The organism is Nakamurella endophytica (genome assembly GCF_014646215.1).
Lineage (GTDB): Bacteria > Actinomycetota > Actinomycetes > Mycobacteriales > Nakamurellaceae > Nakamurella > Nakamurella endophytica.
Window position 1 is genome coordinate 251,098 of record NZ_BMNA01000001.1, and the last position, 20,710, is coordinate 271,807.

Sequence of the window (20,710 nt, forward strand, 5' to 3'; positions counted from 1 at the left end):
CGACTGGACGAAATCACCAGGTTCGGGCGATTCCGGTTGGATGCGGACGGGCGCCGGAGCCGTCGCCCACTGTCGATAGGGCTCCGGCGTCAGCCGAGGACGGCGCGGACCGCGTCGACGGTCCGGGCGGCCGCGTCCCGCAGCGCGGTCACCGACGGCCCGTGGCCGAGCACGTCCCGGCTGCTCGCTGGCAACACCCACGGCAGCGCGTCCCCGAAGACGGCTCGCAGCCCGTCCGGGGTGGCGCCCTGCGCCCCCAGCCCCGGGGCGAGCACCGGACCGTGCACCGCCGACAGGTCCAGCCCGGTGTCCGCGTGCGTCGCGCCGACCACCACGCCGATCGAACCCAGCGGGTGCCGGTCGCGGTTGGCCTCGGCCGCGGCGTCGACGACCTGCTGCGCCACCGTCCGCCCGCCGGCGACGGCGTCCTGGACCGCGGCGCCCTCCGGGTTCGAGGTGCGGGCGAGCACGAACAGCCCGCGGCCCGTCGCGAGCGCCAGGTCGACGGCCGGCTGCAGCGACCCGAAGCCCAGGTACGGCGACACCGTGATGGCGTCGGCCGCGAGCGGGGACCCGTCGGACAGGTAGGCCTGGGCGTAGGCGTCCATCGTCGAGCCGATGTCGCCCCGCTTGACGTCCAGCACGGTCAGCGCGCCCGCGGCCGACACGTCGGCCAGCACCCGCTCCAGGACGGCGACGCCGGCGCTGCCGAAGGCCTCGAAGAACGCCGACTGGGGCTTCACCGCGGCGACCACCGGGGCGAGCGCCTCCACGGCCGTCCGCGCGAAACGCTCCAACCCGGCCACGGTCACCGGCAGGCCCCATGCCTGCAGCAGGCCGGGATGCGGGTCGACGCCCACGCACAGCGGACCGCGCGCCGCGGTCGCCGCGTGCAGCCGGGCGCCGAAGGACTCCGTCATGCCGCCACCTCCTCGCGGGGCGACCGCGCCGCGGCCGCCCGGTTGACCTGCGCCACCAGCCCCGGCCCGCGGTAGACCAGTCCGGTGTACAGCTGCAGCAGCGCTGCCCCGGCGTCCAGCATCGCCAGGCCGTCGGCCGCCGACCCGATGCCGCCGACGCCGATCACCGGCAGGTCGGTGTGCGCGGCGACGAACCGCACCACCGCCAGCGAGCGGTCCCGCAGCGGGCGGCCGGACAGCCCGCCCGGCTGCTCCGCGGTCGCACGGTCGGCCGGGTCCACGCCGTCGCGACCCGTCGTCGTGTTGGTGGCGATGACGCCCGCCACGCCGCGGTCCGCGCAGACCTGCAGCACCTCGCCGATGGCGGCCTCCGTCAGATCGGGGGCGATCTTCACCAGGACCGGGACCGGCCGCCCGCGCCCGTCGTCCCGGGCCAGCAGGTGGGCCTGCTCGGTCAGCGCCCCGAGCAGCTCGTCCAGCCGGTGGCGGTCCTGCAGCTCCCGCAACCCCGGCGTGTTCGGCGACGACACGTTGACCGCGACGTAGTCGGCGACCCCGTGCACCGCGCGCATCGAGGCCAGGTAGTCCCCGACCGCCCGGTCCACCGGTGTGGTCCTGGACTTCCCGAGCGACACCCCCACCGGGATGCCCAGCGGGCCGGCGGCCGCCAGGGTCCCGGCCAGCGCCTGGGCACCGGCGTTGTTGAACCCCATCCGGTTCACGATCGCCTCGGACCGCACCAGCCGGAACAGCCGCGGGCGCTCGTTGCCCGGCTGCGGCTGCGCGGTGACCGTGCCGAACTCGACGTGCCCGAACCCCAGCGCCGGCCAGGCGCGCGCGGCGACACCGTCCTTGTCCATGCCGGCCGCCAGCCCGAGGACCGCCGGGAAGCGCACGCCGAACACCGTGCGCGGACCCTGCTCCCGGGCCAGCAGCGCGGCCACCGCCCGGCGCAGCGGGGCCACCCGGCCGACGCCGGTGAGCATCCGCAGCGTCCGGTGGTGGGCGGCCTCGGCGTCGCCGCCGCCGGCGCGGAACAGCACCGGCCGGGCGACCCGCCGGTAGGCCTGGTCGAGGACGGTCACCGCGCCGCCGGGCCGGCCGCCGCCGCGTCGCGGCCGGCCCGGAGCCGGGCCTGCAACACCTGCAGCGGCGCCACGCCGACATCGGACCGGGTCAGGGCCTCGATCCCCTGCACGCAGGCGGCCGCACCCGCGACGGTGGTGATGCACGGCACGTCGACCGCGACCGCTGCGGTGCGGATCTCGTAGCCGTCCACCCGCGGCCCGGACTGGCCGTACGGGGTGTTGATCACCAGGTCGACCTGGCCGGCGCGGATCCGGTCGACGATCGTCTCCAGCCGCCGGCCGTCGGGACCGTCGGTCTCGAAGTGCTTGCGCACCACCTCGACGTCGATCCCGTTGCGCTGCAACATGGCCGCAGTGCCCGCGGTCGCCAACACGGTGAAACCCAGGTCGGCCAGCCGCTTCACCGGGAACACCATGGCGCGCTTGTCGGCGTTGGCGACCGAGACGAAGACCGTGCCCTTGGTCGGCAGCGAACCGTAGGAGGCGGTCTGGGACTTGGCGAAGGCCGGTCCGAACGCCCGGTCGATGCCCATCACCTCTCCGGTGGACCGCATCTCGGGCCCGAGCAGCGAGTCGACGCCGCTGCCGTCCGCGCGCCGGAACCGGTGGAACGGCAGCACCGCCTCCTTGACCGAGACCGGCGTCTCCGGCGGCAGGGTCGCGCCGTCACCGGTGGCCGGCAGCAGTCCCTCGGCGCGCAGCTCGGCGATGGTCGAGCCGGTCATGATCCGCGCCGCGGCCTTGGCCAGCGGCACCGCGGTCGCCTTGGCCGAGAACGGCACCGTCCGCGACGCCCGGGGGTTGGCCTCCAGCACGTACAGCGTCTGCGCCTTGAGGGCGTACTGCACGTTCAGCAGCCCGCGCACTCCGACACCGAAGGCGATGGCCTCGGTGTGCGATCGGACCGTGTCGATGTCGCTGCTGCCCAGGGTGATCGGCGGCAACACGCAGGCCGAGTCGCCGGAGTGCACGCCGGCCTCCTCGATATGCTCCATGACGCCGCCCAGGTAGACCTCGTGCCCGTCGCACAGCGCGTCCACGTCGATCTCGATGGCGTCGTCGAGGAACCGGTCCACCAGGACCGGGCGGTCGGCGCCGATCTCGGTGGCGTTGGCGATGTACCGGGCGAGCGACGGCTCGTCGTAGACGATCTCCATGCCGCGCCCGCCGAGCACGTACGACGGCCGGACCAGCACCGGATAGCCGACCTGCGCGGCGACGTCCCGGGCCTGCTCGAACGACACGGCGGTCCCGAACGCGGGCGCGGGCAGGCCGGCCCGGCGCAGCAGGTCGCCGAAGCGGCCGCGGTCCTCGGCCAGGTCGATGGCGTCCGGTGGGGTGCCGAGCACGGCGACCGGCCGCCGGCCGGAACCGTCCCGGGCGACGATCGACGCCTGCTCCAGCACCGAGGCCAGCTTCAGCGGCGTCTGGCCGCCGAGCGTGACGACGACCCCGGCGACGGTGCCGGACTCCTGCTCGGCGGCCAGCACCTCGAGCACGTCCTCGGCGGTCAGCGGCTCGAAGTAGAGCCGGTCCGAGGTGTCGTAGTCGGTGGACACGGTCTCCGGGTTGCAGTTGACCATGACGGTCTCGAAACCCGCCTCGCGCAGTTCGAGAGCCGCGTGGACGCAGGAGTAGTCGAACTCGATGCCCTGGCCGATCCGGTTCGGACCGGAGCCCAGGATGACCACCTTGGGCCGCTCGGTCTGCGGTGCCACCTCGGACTCGGCGGCGGGGTCGGTCTCGTACGCCGAGTAGTGGTACGGGGTGTGCGCCTCGAACTCCGCGGCGCAGGTGTCCACCGTCTTGAAGACCGGCCGCACGCCCAGCGCCCAGCGGCGCTCCCGCACGGCCTCCTCGGTGGCCAGCTCGGTGTCGCCGGCGGCGGCCCGCCGGGCGGCGATCTGCGCGTCGGACAGCCCGTACCGCTTGGCGCGCCGCAGCGCGTCCGCGTCGACCTGCTCGGCGGGCAGCCCGGCGATCTCCTGCCCGACCTGGTCCACCAGCCGGATCTGCTCCAGGAACCACGGGTCGATCCCGGTGACGCCGTGCACCGTCTCGACGGTGGCACCGCGGCGCAGCGCCCGCTCGACGTCGTAGATCCGACCGTCGGTGGGCACCCGCAGCCGGTCCAGCAGGGCCTCGAGCGGCTCGTCGGGGTCCGGCACGGTCCAGAACCCGGCCGCCTTGGTCTCCATCGACCGGAGCGCCTTGCCGAACGCCTCGGCGAACGACCGGCCGATCGACATGGCCTCACCGACCGACTTCATCGTCGTGGTGAGCGTGGGGTCGGCGCCGGGGAACTTCTCGAAGGCGAACCGCGGGATCTTGACCACCACGTAGTCCAGCGACGGCTCGAACGCCGCCGGGGTGGCCCGGGTGATGTCGTTGGCGATCTCCGGCAGGGTGTAGCCGATGGCCAGCTTGGCCGCGATCTTGGCGATCGGGAAGCCGGTGGCCTTGCTGGCCAGCGCGGACGACCGGGACACCCGCGGGTTCATCTCGATGACGATCATCCGACCGTCCTCGGGGTTGACCGCGAACTGGATGTTGCAGCCACCGGTGGCGACGCCGACCTCGCGGAGCACGGCCAGCCCCAGGTCGCGCATCCGCTGGTACTCGCGGTCGGTGAGCGTCATGGCCGGCGCCACGGTGATCGAGTCGCCGGTGTGCACGCCCATCGGGTCGAGGTTCTCGATCGAGCAGACGACGACGGCGTTGTCCTGCCCGTCGCGCATGAGCTCGAGCTCGTACTCCTTCCAGCCCAGCACCGACTCCTCGATGAGCACCGAGCCGCGGGTGGATCCCGAGCCGCCGTGGCCGGGGTCGTCCTCGCCGCGCAGCGACGCCGACGACGCGGCCAGCCCCGCACCGGCGATCCGCTCGAGATCGACGAAGCTGTAGGCCATCCCGGATCCCAGCCCGCCCATGGTGAACGACGGGCGGACCACCACGGGCAGTCCCAGCTCGGCGATCGCGTCCCGGACCTCGTCCATGGTGTGGCACACCGCCGACCGCGGGACGTCGCCACCGACGGCCCGCACGATGTCCTTGAACAGCTGGCGGTCCTCGCCGCGGTGGATGGCCGGGATGTCGGCCCCGATCAGCTCGACGCCGTAGCGCTCCAGCACGCCGCGCTCGGCGATCGCGATGGCGGTGTTCAGCGCGGTCTGCCCGCCGAGCGTGGCCAGCAGCGCGTCGACCGGGTGGCCCTGCGCCTGCTGGTCGGCCAGCACCCGCTCGACGAACTCGGCGGTGATCGGTTCGATGTACGTCGCGTCGGCGAACTCGGGGTCCGTCATGATCGTCGCCGGGTTCGAGTTGATCAGCGACACCCGGATGCCCTCGGACCGCAGCACGCGGCACGCCTGGGTACCCGAGTAGTCGAACTCGCTGGCCTGGCCGATCACGATCGGCCCGGAGCCGATGACCAGCACGTGGCGGATGTCCTCGCGGCGCGGCATCAGGCCGACACCTCCTCGTCGGTGGCGCCGCCGGGGACGGCGGCAGGGGCAGCGGCAGGGGCGGCGGCAGTGGCGGTGCGCATGGTCGGGCCGCCGGCAACCGGCACGGTGGACGACGCCAGCGGCGCCACGGTGTCCGGCACGGCGGCCAGCCCGGCGCCCGAGCCGGACGATCCGTCCCGGGCGGGGTCGTCGCCGGACAGCAGCGCCAGGAACCGGTCGAACAGGTACTGCGCGTCGTGCGGGCCGGCCGCCGCCTCCGGGTGGAACTGCACCGAGAACGCAGGCAAGTCCAGGCATTCCAGCCCCTCGACCACCCCGTCGTTCAGCGAGCTGAACGCCACCCGGGCACGGCCGAACGGGGTCTGCAGGTCCTGCCCGGCAGGCGCGTCGACGGCGAACCCGTGGTTGTGCGCGGAGACCAGCACCCGTCCGGTGCGGTGGTCCAGCACGGGCTGGTTGATCCCGCGGTGCCCGAACTTGAGCTTGTAGGTCCCCAGACCCAGTGCCCGCCCCAGGATCTGGTTGCCGAAGCAGATGCCGAACAAGGGGATCCGGCGGGCCAGAACGGCCTCGGTCAGGGACACCAGGTGCTCCTGGGTGGCCGGGTCCCCCGGTCCGTTGGACAGGAAGACACCGTCCGCGCCGAACTCCAGCAGCTCCTGCACGGTGGTCCGCGCCGGCACCACATGGGTGGTGATGCCGCGGCGGGCCATCATCTCCGGGGTGTTGGTCTTGATGCCGAGATCGACCGCGGCGACGACGAACCGCTCGGTGCCGTGCGCCCGCACGGTGTACCGCTGCGGGGTGGACACCTCGCCGGTCAGGTCCGCACCCGCCATGCCGGGCTGCTCCCGCACCCGGGACACCAGCGCGTCGGTCGAGCCGTCGGCGGCGAGGGCGTCGCCGGAGAAGATGCCGCAGCGCATGGCACCCGCCGTGCGCAGGTGCCGGGTCAGCGCCCGGGTGTCGACGCCGGAGATCCCGACGACGCCCTGCCTGCGCAGTTCGCCGTCCAGCGTGCCGGTGGCGCGCCAGCTGGACGACACCGGCGACACGTCCCGCACCACGTAGCCGGCGACCCAGATGCGGTCGGACTCGTCGTCGTTGCCGTCCCGGTCGGCGCCGGAGACCCAGCCGGTGTTGCCGATCTGCGGCGCCGTGGCCACCACCACCTGCCGGCGGTAGGACGGGTCGGTCAGGGTCTCCTGGTAGCCGGTCATGCCGGTGGAGAACACCGCCTCGCCGAAGGTCTGGCCGGTGGCGCCGAACGGCGTCCCCCGGAAGCTGCGCCCGTCCTCGAGCACCAGCACTGCGGTCCCGCCGCTCATCGTCCTGCTCCGTTCGTCGGCCGGGCCCCGCCCGGCAGGAGCCGCTGCGCCGCGGCGATCCAGTCCTGCTGCGCGTCGAGGTCGTCGACGCGGATGCCGGTGTCCACCGGCAGGTCCCCCAACCGCCAGGTCAGGACGAGCACGCCGTCGTCCATCCCCATCACCTTGCCGGCGATGCCCGGGGCGGTGCCGACGGCGTCCAGCGCCGCAGCGGGCACCCAGACCGGGTCCTCGCCGACCCGGTCGACCAGCACGCCCCCGTCGAACAGCCGGACGGTGGCCCTGGCCCGCCGGCCCAGGGTGTGCACCACCAGCCGGTCCTGCCAGCGGCCGCTGCGGGTGGTCGACACGTACAGCCCGGTCAGCGGCGCCACGAGCTCGCCGTCCAGTCCGGGCGGCGGCGCGGGCGGCGCCGCTACGTCGGACTGCCGGGCGGCACGGTGCCGCCAGCCGACCGCCAGTCCCCAGTACGCCAGCCCGATCAGCACCACCAGGGCCAGCACCAGGACGAGTCGCGTCACGTCAGACCCCCACCCCGGCGGCCGCCGCGATCCGCCCGTCGACGACCGTCGGCCAGCCGCGCAGCACGGTGTGCACCACCCGGCCCGGCAGCTCCATGCCCTCGAACGGCGTGTTGGTGGAGCGGCTGGCCAGCTCGGTGCCCCGGACGGTCCAGACGGCGTCCGGGTCGACCAGGACCAGCGTGGCCGGCTCGCCCTCGGCCAGCGGGCGCCCGTGGTCGGCCAGGCCGCCGATCCGCGCCGGCGCCTCGCTCATCACCCGCGCCACCCCGCGCCAGTCGAGCAGCCCGGTCCGGACCATGGTGGCCACCACGACGGACAGCGCGGTCTGCAGGCCGAGCATGCCGGGCCGCGCCTGGTCCCACTCGCACTCCTTGTCCTGCACCGCGTGCGGCGCGTGGTCCGTGGCCACCACGTCGATGGTGCCGTCGGCCAGGCCGGCGCGGACGGCGTCCACGTCGGCGTCGGTACGCAGCGGCGGGTTGACCTTGAACACCGGGTCGTAGCCCTCGGCGCGGACGTCGGTGAGCAGCAGGTGGTGCGGCGTCACCTCGGCGGTGACCCGGGTGCCGGACGCCTTGGCAGCGGCGACCAGCCCCACGGAGCCGGCGGTCGACAGGTGGCACACGTGCAGCCGGGAGCCGACGTGGGCGGCCAGCAGGCAGTCCCGGGCGATGATCGCCTCCTCGGCGACGGCCGGCCACCCGGTCATCCCGAGACGGCCCGACACCTCGCCCTCGTGGAGCTGGGCACCGACCGTGAGCCGCGGCTCCTCGGCGTGCTGCGCCACCACACCGTCGAAGGCCTTGACGTACTCGAGCGCCCGCCGCATCAGCAGGGGGTCGGCGACGCAGTCCCCGTCGTCGGAGAACACCCGGACCCGCGCCGCCGAGGTGGCCATCGCGCCGAGCTCCGCCAGGCGCTCGCCCCGCCGGCCGACGGTGACCGCACCGATGGGCTGCACGTCCACCAGCCCGGCGTCCCGGCCGAGGCGGTAGACCTGCTCGACGACACCGGCGGTGTCGGCCACCGGGTCGGTGTTCGGCATGGCGAACACCGCGGTGTACCCGCCCAGCGCCGCGGCGCGGGAGCCGCTCTCCACGGTCTCGGCGTCCTCGCGGCCCGGTTCCCGCAGGTGGGTGTGCAGGTCGACGAGTCCGGGCAGGGCGACCAGCCCGGTCGCGTCCAGCCGGCGCGCCCCGTCGGCGGCCGGGTGCCGGTGCGCGTCGGGGCCCGTCGCCGCGATCACCCCGCCGGCCAGCAACAGGTCGGTGGGCTCCTCGCCGTACGGCCGCGCGCCGGTGACGAGCAGGGCCGGTACCTCGGTCACCCTGTCCTCCGCTCCGTTCGGCCCGGTCACCGGGCACCGTCCAGGCCGCCGGTGAGCAGCAGGTACAGCACCGCCATGCGGACCAGCACGCCGTTGGCGACCTGCTCGACGATCACCGACCCGTTCCCGTCCGCGACCTGCGGGGTGATCTCCACACCGCGGTTCATCGGCCCGGGGTGCAGGACCACGCCGTGCTCCGGCAGCAGCGCCCGGCGGCGCTCGTCCAGGCCGAAGTGGCGGGTGTACTCGCGCGGCGTCGGGAAGAACGCACCCTCCATGCGCTCCCGCTGCACGCGCAGCATCATCACGGCGTCCGCCCGCCGCACGGCGGCGTCCAGGTCGTAGGTGACCTCGACCGGCCAGTGCTCGAAACCCCGGGGCAGCAGGGTCGGCGGGGCCACCAGCACCACCCGCGCGCCGAGGGTGGACAGCAGCAGCACGTTGGAGCGGGCGACCCGGGAGTGCAGCACGTCCCCCACCACGACGACGGTGCGGTCCTCGAGACCGGACCGGCCCGTGACGCCGGGCGCCAGGTGCCGCCGCAGCGTGAAGGCGTCCAGCAGGGCCTGGGTCGGATGCTCGTGGGTGCCGTCGCCGGCGTTGACCACGTGGCCGTCGACCCACCGGGCCAGCCGGTGCGGGGCTCCCGAGGACGGGTGCCGGCAGACCACCGCGTCGGCGCCCATGGCCTGCAGCGTCAGCGCGGTGTCCTTGAGCGACTCGCCCTTGGACACCGACGAGCCCTTGGCCGAGAAGTTGATGACGTCGGCGGACAGCCGCTTGGCCGCCAGCTCGAACGAGATCCGGGTCCGGGTGGAGTCCTCGAAGAACAGGTTCACCACGGTGCGCCCGCGCAGCGTCGGCAGCTTCGGCACCTCCCGACCGGCGATCGCCTGGGCCAGACGTTCCGCGGTGTCGAGCACGTGCACCGCCCCGGCCAGGTCCAGGTCGGCGGCGGAGAGCAGGTGGCGGGCCGGCGGCGGCCCGCCGGGAGTGCCCGCAGTGCCCACCGTGCCCGTGCCGGGGGTGTCGACCGTGCCCACCGTGGTCGGCGCCGCCTCGCCGGGCCGGCCGACCGGGTCGGCGACCCGGTCGGCGGCGGTGCCGGACGCGGGGTCGGTCGCCGGCTGCGTCGAGGTGGCCGTCGGAGTGCGGATGCCCGCGGTCACGGCGCCCTCACCAGCTCGACCTCGTCCACGCCGTCGACCTCGGCCAGCCGCACCACGACGTCGTCCGCCAGCGCGGTCGGGACGTTCTTGCCCACGTAGTCGGCGCGGATGGGCAGCCGCCGGTGGCCGCGGTCGACCAGCACGGCGAGCTGGACCTGCGCCGGGCGGCCGTGGTCGCGCAGGGCGTCCAGCGCGGCCCGCACCGTCCGGCCGGAGTAGAGCACGTCGTCGACCAGGATCACCGTCGCGTCCTCGACCCCGCCGTCCGGCAGCGTCGTCTGGCCCAGCGAGCGGGGCGGCCGCCGCCGCAGGTCGTCGCGGTAGAGCGTGATGTCCAGCTCACCGACCGGGAACGCCTGGCCGGAGAAGGTGCGCAGCCGGCCGGAAAGCCGGTGGGCCAGGTGCACGCCGCGCGTCGGGATGCCGACGAGCACGGCGGTCCGGCCGGTGGTGCGCTCGAGGATCTGGTGGGCCATCCGGTCGACGGTCCGGGCGATGTCCGGGCCGGCGAGCAGCCGTCCGGGGGTCCGGGCGTCGGCAGCGGGCGGTGCCGGGGACGCGGCGTCCGTGCTGGTGGTCTCGGGGCGCGCAGGCGCCACTGTGACCTCCTTTCCCGCCTCACCGGACGGCTTTAAAGGATGTCGGAGCCCTTGGCGGTACCGCCGCGGGCCGGCATCGACTCTAGCAACGGCGGCGAGGGCGCCCGACGCCGCGGCGGCCGTACGCGGCGTGACCCCCGGCGCACCCCGCGCTCCGGCGCCGGCCGTGCGCCGCACGCACGAGGCGGTACGCGGTGGCCGGTCGGCGGCCGGTCGGTGACCCGTGCCGCCGATCTCCCCGGCGTCCGACCGTCCCCGCCGGCCGTCCGGCGTCGCCGCAGGTCAGCCGGGGTCGAGGCGGCCGCAGCGATCGACGAGAGCCTGCCGGGGTTGCGGCATGGTCACGGATTCGGCGGGTCGACCGCACAGACCGCCAAATATCGACTACTCTCTGTGCAGAGGGTTACAGCGCGTGTTGTCACCGGCAGGCGCACGGCATCGAGGAAGGGCCTCCATGAGTCAGGACTACGCGCGGGCGCTCGGCCAGCGCCTGCGCTCCATCCGGTCGCAGCAGGGGCTGAGCCTGCACGGCGTCGAGGAGCGGTCGGAGGGGCGCTGGAAGGCCGTGGTCGTCGGGTCGTACGAGCGCGGCGACCGCGCCGTCACCGTCGCCAAGCTCGCGGAACTGGCCGAGTTCTACGGCGTGCCGGTGGCCGAGCTGCTGCCCGACGCCCGGGCGTCCCGGCGCGGCGCACCCGCCCCGCGACTGGTCATCGACCTGCAGCGGCTGTCCGAGCTGCCGGCGCACCAGGCCGGCCCGCTGGCCCGCTACGCGGCCGCGATCCAGTCCCAGCGCGGTGACTACAACGGCAAGATCCTGACGATCCGGGCGGAGGACCTCCGGTCGCTGGCCGTCATCTACGACATGTCCCCGGAGAGCCTGACCGAGCAGCTCGTCGGCTGGGGCGTGCTGCCCGCCGGTACCGCCCTCGACTGACCGGACCGTCCGCGGCTGCGCCGCCCGACCCGCGGGTCAGGGCCGGCGCAGCCGGGACGCCAGCAGTGCGATGTCGCCCAGCACCCCGTTGACGAACCGCGGCGAGTTGTCCGTCGAGAGCGACTTGGCCAGTTCGACCGCCTCGTCCACCGCCACGGCCGGCGGCACGTCCACCCGGTACGCCAGCTCGTAGGTGGCGATCCGCAGGATGGACCGGTCCACGGCCGGCATCCGCGCCAGTGTCCAACCCTCGGCGTGCTCGGCGATCAGGTCGTCGATCCGGTCGTGGTGCTCGGCGTAGCCGCGGACCAGCTCCTCGGCGTAGTCCCCCAGCGGCACGGCCTCGCGGTCGGCCAGCCGCTCCCCCAGGACCAGCGACGGGTCGACGCCCCGGGCGTCGGCGGCGTACAGCACGTCCAGCGCGCGCTTGCGCGCCTTGGACCGGGCGCTCACCGGACACCTGCCGGGACGGCGCCGCCGACACGGCCCGCGGCGCCGGACCGCCCGGGCACGGCACCACCCGGGGACGTCCGGGACACGGTGGCCGTCAGCCGTTCACGCGGCCGAGGTACCGGCCGTCGCGGGTGTCGACCTTGATCCGGTCACCGGTGTTCAGGAACAGCGGCACCTGGATCTCGGCGCCCGTCTCCAGCGTCGCGGGCTTGGTGCCGCCGGTCGACCGGTCGCCCTGCAGGCCCGGGTCGGTGTGCGCGACGGTGAGCTCGACCGAGGCCGGCAGCTCGACGTACAGCACCACGCCCTCGTTCTGCGCGACCAGCGCCTGCTGGTTCTCCAGCAGGTAGTTGGCGGCGTCGCCGACGGTGGCCCCCGGGACCGGGATCTGCTCGAAGGTGTCGCCGTCCATGAAGACGAAGTCCGACCCGTCCTTGTACAGGTAGGTCATGTCCCGCTTGTCCACGGTCGCGGTGTCGACCTTGACGCCGGCGTTGAAGGTGCGGTCGACGACCTTGCCGGACAGCACGTTCTTCAGCGTGGTGCGCACGAAGGCCGGGCCCTTGCCGGGCTTGACGTGCTGGAACTCGGTGATCGTCCAGAGCTGCCCGTCGATGTTGAGGACGAGTCCGTTCTTGAAGTCGCTGGTCGAGGCCATGGGTGGGTCGTCGTGCCTTTCGTGTCGTCGAGCGGTGCGTCCGGGCAGCCGGCGCTCGTCGCGGCTACAGCTGCAGCAACTCCCGGGGAGTCGTGGTGAGCACCTCGTAGCCGGGCTCGGGCTGCCCTGGACGTGCCGGACCGCGGACCACGCCGCTGTCCTCGATGCGCACACCGCCGCGGCCCGCGAGGTAGACCCCCGGCTCGACGGTGACGCACATGTCCGCAGCGATGATACCGGTCAGTCCCCGCGCCAACCCCGGAGCTTCGTGGATCTCCAGGCCCACGCCGTGCCCGAGGCCGTGCAGGAACGCGTCGCCGTACCCGGCCGCGGTGACCAGGTCCCGGGCGGCGGCGTCGACGGCACCGCCGGTCGCCCCGACGACGGCGGCCCGCCGGCCGGCCTGCTGGGCCTGCAGCACGACGTCGTGGATCTCCCGCTGCCAGTCTGCGGGTCGGCCCAGCACGAACGTCCTGGTCATGTCGGAGTGGTAGCCGTCGACCTCCGCACCGAAGTCGAACTTGACCAGGTCGCCGGCCGCCAGCTCGGCGCCGGTGGGACGGTGGTGCGGCACCGCGCTGTGGGCACCGGCGGCGACGATGGTCTCGAAGGACGGCCCGTCGGCGCCGAGCAGCCGCATCCGCTGGTCCAGGTCCAGCCCGATCTCGCGTTCGGTGCGGCCGGCCCGGACGCCCCCCGCCGCCAGCAGTTCCGCCAGGGCGCGATCGGCGACCGCGCACGCCCGCCGCAGCGACTCGATCTCGCCGGCGTCCTTGACGGCCCGCAGCTCCTCGACCAGGCCCTGGGTCGGCACCAGCTCGGCGCCGGTGGCCGCGGCGAGCGCCGCATGGGCGGCCACCGTGACGGCGGCGGCCTCGAAGCCGAGCCGGCCGCTGGCCTGCCGCGCGAGTGCCACGTCGCTGGGCCGGTCGATCTCCCGGCGCAGGTCCGGTACCTGGGCGGCCGACTGGGTCAGGTACCGGCCGTCGGTGCAGAACACCGCCGGCTCCCCGCCCGCCACCGTCGACCCTTCCGCCGCGAGCAGCAGCGCGCCGTTGGACCCGGTGAAGCCGGTCAGGTAGCGCACGTTGAGCAGGTTGGTGACCAGCAGGGCGTCGATCCCGGCGGCGGCCGCCGACGCGGCGAGCCGGCCGCGACGGGCGGCGTACGGCGGGTCTGCGGGCGGGGATGCGGGGACGGGCGCGGCAGTCATGCGGCCCAAGGGTAGGCGGGCCGGGCAGCGGTCCCCGCGCCCCGTCCGGCCCCGTCCGGCCCGTCCCGGCGCTGTCCCGGCGCCGTCCCGGCCCTGTCCCCGCGCCGTCCCGGCGCCGCCCGGCCCGCTGCGGAGTGCCCGGCGCGGCCGCGCGCCGGCGGCCCCGCAGCGGGTCACGATGACGGGGTGGACGTGCCCGACCGGCTGCTGGACGTGCCCCTCGACCCGCTGCTCGACTGGGCGCGCGCCGGCCTGGCGGCTGCCGGGTTCCGGGACGCCGGCGCGGCGCCGGTGGTGCGCCGCCGGGAGTGGTCGACGGTGGTCCGGCTGGACACGGACCGCGGACCGGTGTGGGTCAAGGCCAACGCCCGCGACTGGCGGTACGAGGCGGCGTTACAGGTGCGCCTGGCCCGGTGGGCGCCGGACGTCGTGCTGGCGCCCGTCCTGGTCGACGAGGCCCGCGGCTGGCTGGTGACGCCGCACGGCGGCGACCTGCTCCGGTCGGTGCCGGCGGGCGCGGATTGGTGGGCGGCGCTGCTGCAGGGGTACGCCGGGCTGCAGCGCCGCGCCGCCGGACACGTCGCCGAGCTGCGGGCCCTCGGCCTGCCGGACATGACGCCGGCCACCCTGCCGCGCTGGTACGCGGCGGTGCTCGAGCGCGCCGACGCCGAGCCGGACGCACGCCGGCTGCTCCCCGCCGAGGACCGCCGCGAGCTGGAGCGGCTCGCCCCGGTGGTCCGGGAGCTGGCCGGGGAGCTCGCCGGCGACGGGCTGCCGGTCACCGTCGAGCACATCGACCTGCACCCCGGCAACGTCCTCAGTGGGCCCGGTGGGCTGCGGGTCTTCGACTGGGCCGACGCCGCGCTGGCGCACCCGTTCCTCTGCCTGGGCGGCGCGCTGGACGTGGCGGCCGGCGACGGATCGGACGGTGACGGATCGGACGGTGACGGGTCGGACGGTGACGGATCGGACGGTGCGGCGGCCGCGGCGGCGGACCGGCTGCGACAGGCCTACCTGCGCTGCTGGACACCCGACCCCACGGCCCCCGTGCCGGACCGGCTGCGGCGGTCGGCGGCCGTCGCGGAGTGTCTGTTCCCGGTGGTCACGGCCGCCAGCTGGCTGCGCCTGCCGCTGCCGTTGCGTCCCGACTTCGCCGTCCAGTGGGCCGGCCACCTGCAGCGCTTCCGGGTCACCGCGCGGCTGGTGGCCGCCGGGCGGTGACGCGCGCGGCGGCTACAGGACGACGGAGCTGATGCCGAGCGAGACGGCGACGAGCAGGCCGGCCATCACCGAGGCGGGCAGTGCCTCGTCCCGCCCGACGATCCCGGACAGCCGGCGGCTGCGGATCAGCACCAGGTCGATGAGCCAGGTCAGCACCACCAGGCCGACCAGGCCGGCGGCGAACGTCGCCAGGAACGACAGGATGCCGTTGCGCCAGCCCAGGAAGTCACCGGCGACCGCGGTGCGCAGCACCAGACCGAGGCTGATCAGCACTCCGGCGCTGACGATGCCGCCGGCCAGCCCGGTGCGGCCGGTGGTGCCGCGGCGGCCGAACAGCCCGCCGATGCGCAGCACGAAGAACGCCAGCAGCAGCCCGACGATGCCCAGGGCGGCGAAGACGATGCTCGACGCGATCGCGGTGCCGACGTCCGGCGCGGTGCCGGACAGCGCTGCGTTGAGCACCAGCCCGGCCGCCAGCACGTAGCCGCCGCGGACGATCGCCGAGCCCAGGTCGGACTCCGCCGTCGCCCGGTGCCGCAGCCGCCGGTCGCCGGCCACGGTGATCACCAGCAGCACCACCAGGATTCCGGCGGCCCAGCCGGCCAGGGTGCCGACCTCGGTCCAGAAGGTGCCGGTGGTGTAGCCGACCAGCGGCATCATCGCGATGCCCTGGGCGAGCACCAGGCTGATCCGGACGACGGCGTACGGCACGTTCCGCCGGTCGAACAGCTCGACCTCGTCGTCGTAGCGGGTGAAGACGTTGACCAGCTCCCACAGCCCCGCGACGAAGAGCGCGAAGAGCAGGACCTTGGCGCCGGCGAGGCCGTACTGGCTCCACGTCGGCAGGACGTACGTCTGGTCGGCGATCATGGCGTTCCTTCGTCGACGATGCAGTGCGGGACGAACGAGCTGAGGTTGTCGGTGATCAGGCCGTCGCTCTCGCGGATCCCGAGACCCGCGGCCTGGCCGTCGACCATCCACACGCCGAGCACGGGGTGGTGGGGTCCGTCGACGCCGGTGAAGTCCGGCAGGGTGGCCAGCTGCTGGCGGATCATGCCCTCGCTGCCGTACGGCCCGCCGGACGAGGCGATCGTGGCGCCGCCGGACACCAGGCGGACGTTGGCGCCCTCCCGGGACAGCAGCGGCTTCTCCGCGAAATCGGCCCAGCCGGCGGGCTCCTCGCCTGCGAAGTAGGTCGGCAGCAGGTACTGCGACAGTTCGGCGTCGGTGCCGAACATCTCCCACAGCACCGCCAGGATGCCCTTGTTGCTCCAGAGCATCTTGTACGGCGGCTCGACCCAGACGGTGCCGTCCGGCTGCAGCGTGTTCCACAGCGCCGTCCGGCCGAACGGGTCGGCGGCCAGCGACTCCCAGGGGTAGAGCTTGAAGACCAGCTCGACGGGCCGGTTCTCGTGGTCCAGGAAGCGACCCGGGTGGACGCTGGTGCCGTCCAGCGACACCCACTCGTCGCTCTCGGCCAGCCGGATGTCCTCGGTGTGCAGGAACACCGGCTCGATCCCGGCCTGCTGCGCGGCGTCGGCCATGCACAGCACGGTGAACTTGTCCTCGCCGGAGTCGTCCAGCGAGCTCCAGGTGAAGTGCACCACCGGGACCTGCCGCCCGGTGCGGTTGCGCAGCACCGACAGGTTCCGCGACCACGCCGCCACCAGCGCGTCGTAGACGTTGTTCCACTGGTCGCGGTGCGCCGCGGCGGGGTTGCCCAGCAACCAGTTCCACTGGATCACCGCGGTCTCCAGCAGGCTGGTCGGGGTGTCCGCGTTGAACTCCAACAACTTCGGGACCGCCAGCGACGGGTCGTCCGCCACCAGGTCGGGGTGGTTGCCGTAGCGGAAGTCGAAACGCCCGTAGACGCTGGGACTCTCCTCGTTCCAGGACCGCTCGATGGCCGGCACGGCGTAGGCCGGGATGCCCAGCCGGTCGTACAGCCGGCGCTCGATGACGTGGTCGCCGGCGGCCACCAGCATCCGGTCGAAGACGGTGTCGGCGACGGACGCGAGCCGGTCCACCTCCGCGGTGGTCAGCGAGTAGTACTGCGCCTCGCGCCAGTAGGACACCGAGCCCTTGCCGGTCAGCGTGTTGTTGAAGACCAGACCCTCCGCGGCGATCTGGGCCTCCCAGCCCGGCCGCAGCGCGCCGTTCTCGTGCCGCCGCATCAGCTGCCGGTCCCGTGGTGGCTGCTGCCGCCGCCGGAGCCCTTGCCGATGCCGCCGGACCGGATGGTGGTGCCGGCGGCGCGGCCGGTGGCCGGCAGGCCGGCGTTCACCCGGGCCGTGCGGTCGGCCGGGTTGATCCGGCTGCCGTAGTAGGCGCCGGAGGGGATGTACGCGCCGCGGTTGAACGCGCCGGACGCGAGCAGCAGGAAGAACAGCCCGCCACCGTAGTTGTGGCCCTGGTCGCAGTACGAGTCGTCGACGACCTGGTTCTGGGCGTTGACGCAGTAGGCCCGCTGGTCCCCCTGGTTGCTGCTGCACGCCGCGAGGGACGGCACGACGAGCGCGCCGGCGGCGGCCATCGACACCAGCCGGAGCCGCAACGGGCGGCGGTCGGTGCTCGACACGGTTCCCTCCTCCGCGGCCGCACGGCGGGACCCTCGCCCGCCGTCGGCGCTGGACCGACTCTAGGGGGCGCCCGGTGCGGCGCGGGCGGCGACCGCGCCGTCCGCGACTCCGGGATGCCTCTACGGCTGTACGCGGCCGCGGCGGCGGCGCTGCCCGGCGACCACCGAGTAGGCGGCGGCCAGCAGGGACGGATCCGGGCCGACCAGCCGGCCGGGGCGGGCCAGCCCGTCGAGCACCACGAACCGCAGGATGCCGGACCGGGTCTTCTTGTCCGACCCCATGAAGGTGACGAGCTCGCCGAGCGCGTCCGGGTCGTAGGTCGTCGGCAGGCCGAGGGTGTGCAGCACGGTCAGGTGCCGGTCGGCGGTGGCGTCGTCGAGCCGGCCGGCGGCCCTGGCCAGTTCCGCGGCGAACACCAGCCCGACGGACACCGCCGCGCCGTGCCGCCACCGGTACCGCTCCCGCTTCTCGATGGCGTGCGCCAGGGTGTGGCCGTAGTTGAGGATCTCCCGCAGGCTCGACTCGCGGAGGTCCGCGGCCACCACGTCCGCCTTGACGGCGACGGCGCGCCGGACCAGCTCCGCCAGCTCCGGCGTGGTGGGGTCGACGGCCCGCTCCGGGTCGGCCTCCAGCACGGCCAGGATCTGCGGATCGGCGATGAAACCGGCCTTGACCACCTCGGCCATCCCGGCGACCAGCTCGTTGCGGGGCAGCGAGTCCAGCGTCGCCAGATCCGCGAGCACGGCGGTCGGCTCGTGGAAGGAGCCGACCATGTTCTTGCCGGCCCCGGTGTTGATACCGGTCTTGCCGCCGACGGCGGCGTCGACCATGCCCAGCAGCGTCGTCGGCACCTGGACGACCCGGATGCCGCGCATCCAGGTGGCCGCGGCGAACCCGGCCAGGTCGGTGACGCTGCCGCCGCCCAGGCCGATGACCAGGTCGCCGCGGTCCAACCCGATCTGGCCGAACACGTCCCAGCAGAAGCCCAGCACCTGCAGGCTCTTGCCATCCTCGGCGTCCGGCACCTCGAGCAGGTGGGTGTCCACGCCGGCGTCCTGCAGCGCGTCCCGGACCGCCTCCGCGGTGGCCGCCAGCGTCGGCGCGTGGATCAACGCAGCGTGGCCGGGCGCGACCCGGCGCACCACGTCCACCAGGTCGCCGAGCAGCCCGCGCCCGATGACGACGTCGTACGGCGCCGCGGACCGCACCGGCACGACCACCGGCGCGGCGGCCGAGGGTGCTGGGTCCGCGGCGGCCTGGGCTCTGTTGTCCGCGCCGGTGCCGGCAGGTCCGGGGACCGCGGCCGGGGCCGTCACCGGGTCGGGCCCGGTCACGGGGCCGTCACCGTGCCGTCCTGCGGCACCAGGCCGAGGGCGGCCACGATGCGGGCGGCCACCTCGTCGGCGGAGAGCTCGTCGGTGTCGACCTCCACGGCGGCCACCTCGCGGTAGAGCGGGACCCGGGCGTCCAGCAGGGTCTTGTAGGTCGCCCGCGGGTTCACCCCGGCCAGCAGCGGGCGGTTGGTGGCCATGCCGGTCCGGCGGACGCCGACCGGCATGCTCAGCGACAGGAACGCCACCGGGTGCCCGCGCAGCTCGGCCCGGGTCTGCTCGGACAGCACGGCGCCGCCGCCGAGCGACAGCACGCCACGGTGCTCGGCCAGCGCCCGGCGGACTGCGTCCCGCTCCAGCCGGCGGAACTCCGCCTCGCCGAGATCCACGAAGATCTCCGGGATGCCGCGCCCCGTGGCCCGTTCGACGTCCGCGTCGGTGTCCCGGTGCGCGACCCCGAGCAGGACGGCCAGCCGCCGCGCGACCGTGGTCTTGCCCGACCCCGGCGGCCCGACGAGCACCACCAGCGGCCCGGCCGGCCCTGCCGGCCCTGCCTCAGGCAACGCCCTGGCCCGCCGACGGCACCGGGTCGGCGGCCACCGGCAGGGTGTCGGTGAGCGTCGCCAGGTACGAGCGGGCGTTCCGGGCGGTCTCGGTCACCGAGTCGCCGCCGAACTTCTCGAGCACGGCGTCGGCCACCACCAGCGCGACCATGGCCTCGGCCACCACGCCGGCGGCCGGCACCGCGCACACGTCGCTGCGCTGGTTGATCGCCACGGCCGGGCCGCCGGTCGCCACGTCGACGGTCGACAGCGCCCGGGGCACGGTGGAGATCGGTTTCATCGCGGCCCGGACCCGGAGGGTCTCGCCGTTGGTCATGCCGCCCTCGATGCCGCCGGCGCGGTTGGACCGCCGGGTGACGCCCGGACGGCGCGGATCCATCTCGTCGTGCGCCGCGGACCCACGCCGGCGCGCGGTGGCGAAGCCGTCGCCCACCTCCACGCCCTTGATCGCCTGGATGCCCATCAGCGCCGCGGCCAGCCGGGCGTCGAGCCTGCGGTCGCCGTGCACGAACGACCCGAGCCCCGGCGGCAGCCCGTAGACCAGCACCTCGACGACGCCGCCGAGGGTGTCGCCGTCGGCCTTGGCCGCCTCGATCTCGGCGACCATGGCGGCGGTGGAGTCGGGGTGCAGCGCCCGCACCGGCGAAAGGTCCACCGCGTCGCGGTCGGCCGGCGTGGGCAGCGGGCCGGGCACGGCGTCCGCCTCGCCGATCGAGACGACGTGGCTGACCACCTCGGCGCCGAGCACCTCGCGCAGGAAGTGCTGCGCGACCGTGCCGAGCGCCACCCGGGCGGCGGTCTCCCGCGCCGACGCCCGCTCCAGCACCGGCCGGGCGTCGTCGAAGCCGTACTTCTGCATGCCGGCCAGGTCGGCATGGCCGGGCCGGGGACGGGTGAGCGGGGCGTTGCGGGCCGAGGCGGCGAGCTGCGCGGCGGTCTCGTCGTCGACCGGGTCCGGCGCCATCACCTTCTCCCACTTGGGCCACTCGGTGTTGCCGACCTGCACGGCGACCGGCCCGCCGAGGGTGACGCCGTGGCGGACGCCGCCGAGCAGCGTCACGGCGTCCTGCTCGAACGACATCCGGGCGCCGCGGCCGTACCCGAGCCGGCGTCGCGCCAGCTGGGTGGCGATGTCCGCGGACGTCACCGGGACGCCGGCGGGCAGCCCCTCCAGGACGGCGACGAGCGCGGGGCCGTGGGACTCCCCTGCCGTGATCCAACGCAGCACGCAGCCATCGTCCCACGCCCGGCGACCCGGCCCGGCCGGTCACCGGACCGCCACCCCGGTCCGGCCGGTGTGCCGGTGCACCCGCGGTGCGGCGCCGCCGGGCCG

The 20,710-nt window shown here is 74.8% G+C and carries 18 protein-coding genes and 1 pseudogene; 2 read left to right on the forward strand and 17 right to left on the reverse strand.

Translation table 11 applies throughout. The annotated features are described in order from the left end of the window. Positions 1 to 89: 89 nt before the first annotated feature. The 8 genes and pseudogenes from pyrF to pyrR all read right to left on the reverse strand — a co-directional run bounded on the left by pyrF (position 90) and on the right by pyrR (position 10,422). Complete coding sequence (gene pyrF / locus IEY37_RS01130) at positions 90 to 920, reverse strand: orotidine-5'-phosphate decarboxylase (protein WP_188939672.1); 831 nt, start codon at positions 918 to 920, stop codon at positions 90 to 92. Next, positions 917 to 2,005, reverse strand: coding sequence for a quinone-dependent dihydroorotate dehydrogenase (locus IEY37_RS01135; protein ID WP_188939673.1), 1,089 nt, complete (start codon positions 2,003 to 2,005; stop codon positions 917 to 919). The genes pyrF and IEY37_RS01135 overlap by 4 nt, the downstream gene beginning before the upstream one ends. After that, entirely contained in the window at positions 2,002 to 5,472 is a 3,471-nt protein-coding gene (gene carB, locus IEY37_RS01140; RefSeq protein ID WP_188939674.1) for a carbamoyl-phosphate synthase large subunit, read from the reverse strand. The genes IEY37_RS01135 and carB overlap by 4 nt, the downstream gene beginning before the upstream one ends. A 194-nt stretch (positions 5,473 to 5,666) precedes the next feature. Next, positions 5,667 to 6,803: pseudogene (gene carA, locus IEY37_RS01145) on the reverse strand (glutamine-hydrolyzing carbamoyl-phosphate synthase small subunit); the annotation flags it as partial. After that, complete coding sequence (locus IEY37_RS01150) at positions 6,800 to 7,324, reverse strand: PH-like domain-containing protein (protein WP_229673507.1); 525 nt, start codon at positions 7,322 to 7,324, stop codon at positions 6,800 to 6,802. The gene IEY37_RS01150 and the pseudogene carA, both read right to left, overlap by 4 nt. 1 nt (position 7,325) lies before the next feature. Beyond that, the gene (locus IEY37_RS01155) at positions 7,326 to 8,654 is read right to left on the reverse strand and encodes a dihydroorotase (RefSeq protein ID WP_188939676.1); all 1,329 of its coding nucleotides are present in this window, start codon (positions 8,652 to 8,654) and stop codon (positions 7,326 to 7,328) included. Positions 8,655 to 8,680: 26 nt separating this feature from the next. Then, complete coding sequence (locus IEY37_RS01160) at positions 8,681 to 9,664, reverse strand: aspartate carbamoyltransferase catalytic subunit (protein WP_188940122.1); 984 nt, start codon at positions 9,662 to 9,664, stop codon at positions 8,681 to 8,683. A gap of 155 nt (positions 9,665 to 9,819) precedes the next feature. Next, positions 9,820 to 10,422, reverse strand: a complete 603-nt coding sequence (gene pyrR, locus IEY37_RS01165) for a bifunctional pyr operon transcriptional regulator/uracil phosphoribosyltransferase PyrR (protein ID WP_308426354.1) — start codon at positions 10,420 to 10,422, stop codon at positions 9,820 to 9,822. Between the two features lie 454 nt (positions 10,423 to 10,876). Here pyrR and bldD point away from each other — a divergent pair, with 454 nt between their 5' ends. Then, complete coding sequence (bldD, locus tag IEY37_RS01170; protein WP_188939677.1) at positions 10,877 to 11,359, forward strand: transcriptional regulator BldD; 483 nt, start codon at positions 10,877 to 10,879, stop codon at positions 11,357 to 11,359. Positions 11,360 to 11,395: 36 nt separating this feature from the next. Here the strand turns inward: bldD and nusB are convergent, their stop codons facing one another. From nusB to IEY37_RS01185, 3 genes are all read right to left on the reverse strand, one after another. Further along, the gene (gene nusB, locus IEY37_RS01175) at positions 11,396 to 11,812 is read right to left on the reverse strand and encodes a transcription antitermination factor NusB (RefSeq protein ID WP_188939678.1); all 417 of its coding nucleotides are present in this window, start codon (positions 11,810 to 11,812) and stop codon (positions 11,396 to 11,398) included. Between the two features lie 94 nt (positions 11,813 to 11,906). Further along, positions 11,907 to 12,470, reverse strand: a complete 564-nt coding sequence (efp, locus tag IEY37_RS01180) for an elongation factor P (RefSeq protein WP_188939679.1) — start codon at positions 12,468 to 12,470, stop codon at positions 11,907 to 11,909. A 64-nt stretch (positions 12,471 to 12,534) separates the two neighbouring features. Then, on the reverse strand, positions 12,535 to 13,683 hold the full coding sequence (locus IEY37_RS01185) for a M24 family metallopeptidase (protein WP_188939680.1): 1,149 nt from the start codon (positions 13,681 to 13,683) through the stop codon (positions 12,535 to 12,537). 186 nt (positions 13,684 to 13,869) lie between these two features. On the opposite strand from IEY37_RS01185, the gene IEY37_RS01190 reads away from it, so the two are divergent. After that, positions 13,870 to 14,904, forward strand: coding sequence for an aminoglycoside phosphotransferase family protein (locus IEY37_RS01190; protein ID WP_188939681.1), 1,035 nt, complete (start codon positions 13,870 to 13,872; stop codon positions 14,902 to 14,904). Between the two features lie 12 nt (positions 14,905 to 14,916). Here the strand turns inward: IEY37_RS01190 and IEY37_RS01195 are convergent, their stop codons facing one another. The 6 genes from IEY37_RS01195 to aroC form a co-directional block, all read right to left on the reverse strand. After that, a complete protein-coding gene (locus IEY37_RS01195) occupies positions 14,917 to 15,774 on the reverse strand; it encodes a DUF350 domain-containing protein (RefSeq protein WP_188939682.1) in 858 nt (285 codons plus the stop codon). Continuing rightward, positions 15,771 to 17,078 (reverse strand): glutathionylspermidine synthase family protein, encoded by a 1,308-nt coding sequence (locus IEY37_RS01200; RefSeq protein WP_188939683.1) that lies wholly within the window; start codon positions 17,076 to 17,078, stop codon positions 15,771 to 15,773. Before IEY37_RS01200 ends, IEY37_RS01195 begins: the two co-directional genes overlap by 4 nt. Then, complete coding sequence (locus IEY37_RS01205) at positions 17,078 to 17,482, reverse strand: hypothetical protein (protein WP_188939684.1); 405 nt, start codon at positions 17,480 to 17,482, stop codon at positions 17,078 to 17,080. The genes IEY37_RS01200 and IEY37_RS01205 overlap by 1 nt, the downstream gene beginning before the upstream one ends. A 120-nt stretch (positions 17,483 to 17,602) precedes the next feature. Then, complete coding sequence (gene aroB, locus IEY37_RS01210) at positions 17,603 to 18,703, reverse strand: 3-dehydroquinate synthase (RefSeq protein WP_188940124.1); 1,101 nt, start codon at positions 18,701 to 18,703, stop codon at positions 17,603 to 17,605. A gap of 110 nt (positions 18,704 to 18,813) precedes the next feature. Beyond that, on the reverse strand, positions 18,814 to 19,377 hold the full coding sequence (locus tag IEY37_RS01215) for a shikimate kinase (protein WP_229673510.1): 564 nt from the start codon (positions 19,375 to 19,377) through the stop codon (positions 18,814 to 18,816). Beyond that, on the reverse strand, positions 19,370 to 20,605 hold the full coding sequence (gene aroC / locus IEY37_RS01220) for a chorismate synthase (protein ID WP_188939685.1): 1,236 nt from the start codon (positions 20,603 to 20,605) through the stop codon (positions 19,370 to 19,372). Before aroC ends, IEY37_RS01215 begins: the two co-directional genes overlap by 8 nt. Positions 20,606 to 20,710: the final 105 nt, after the last annotated feature.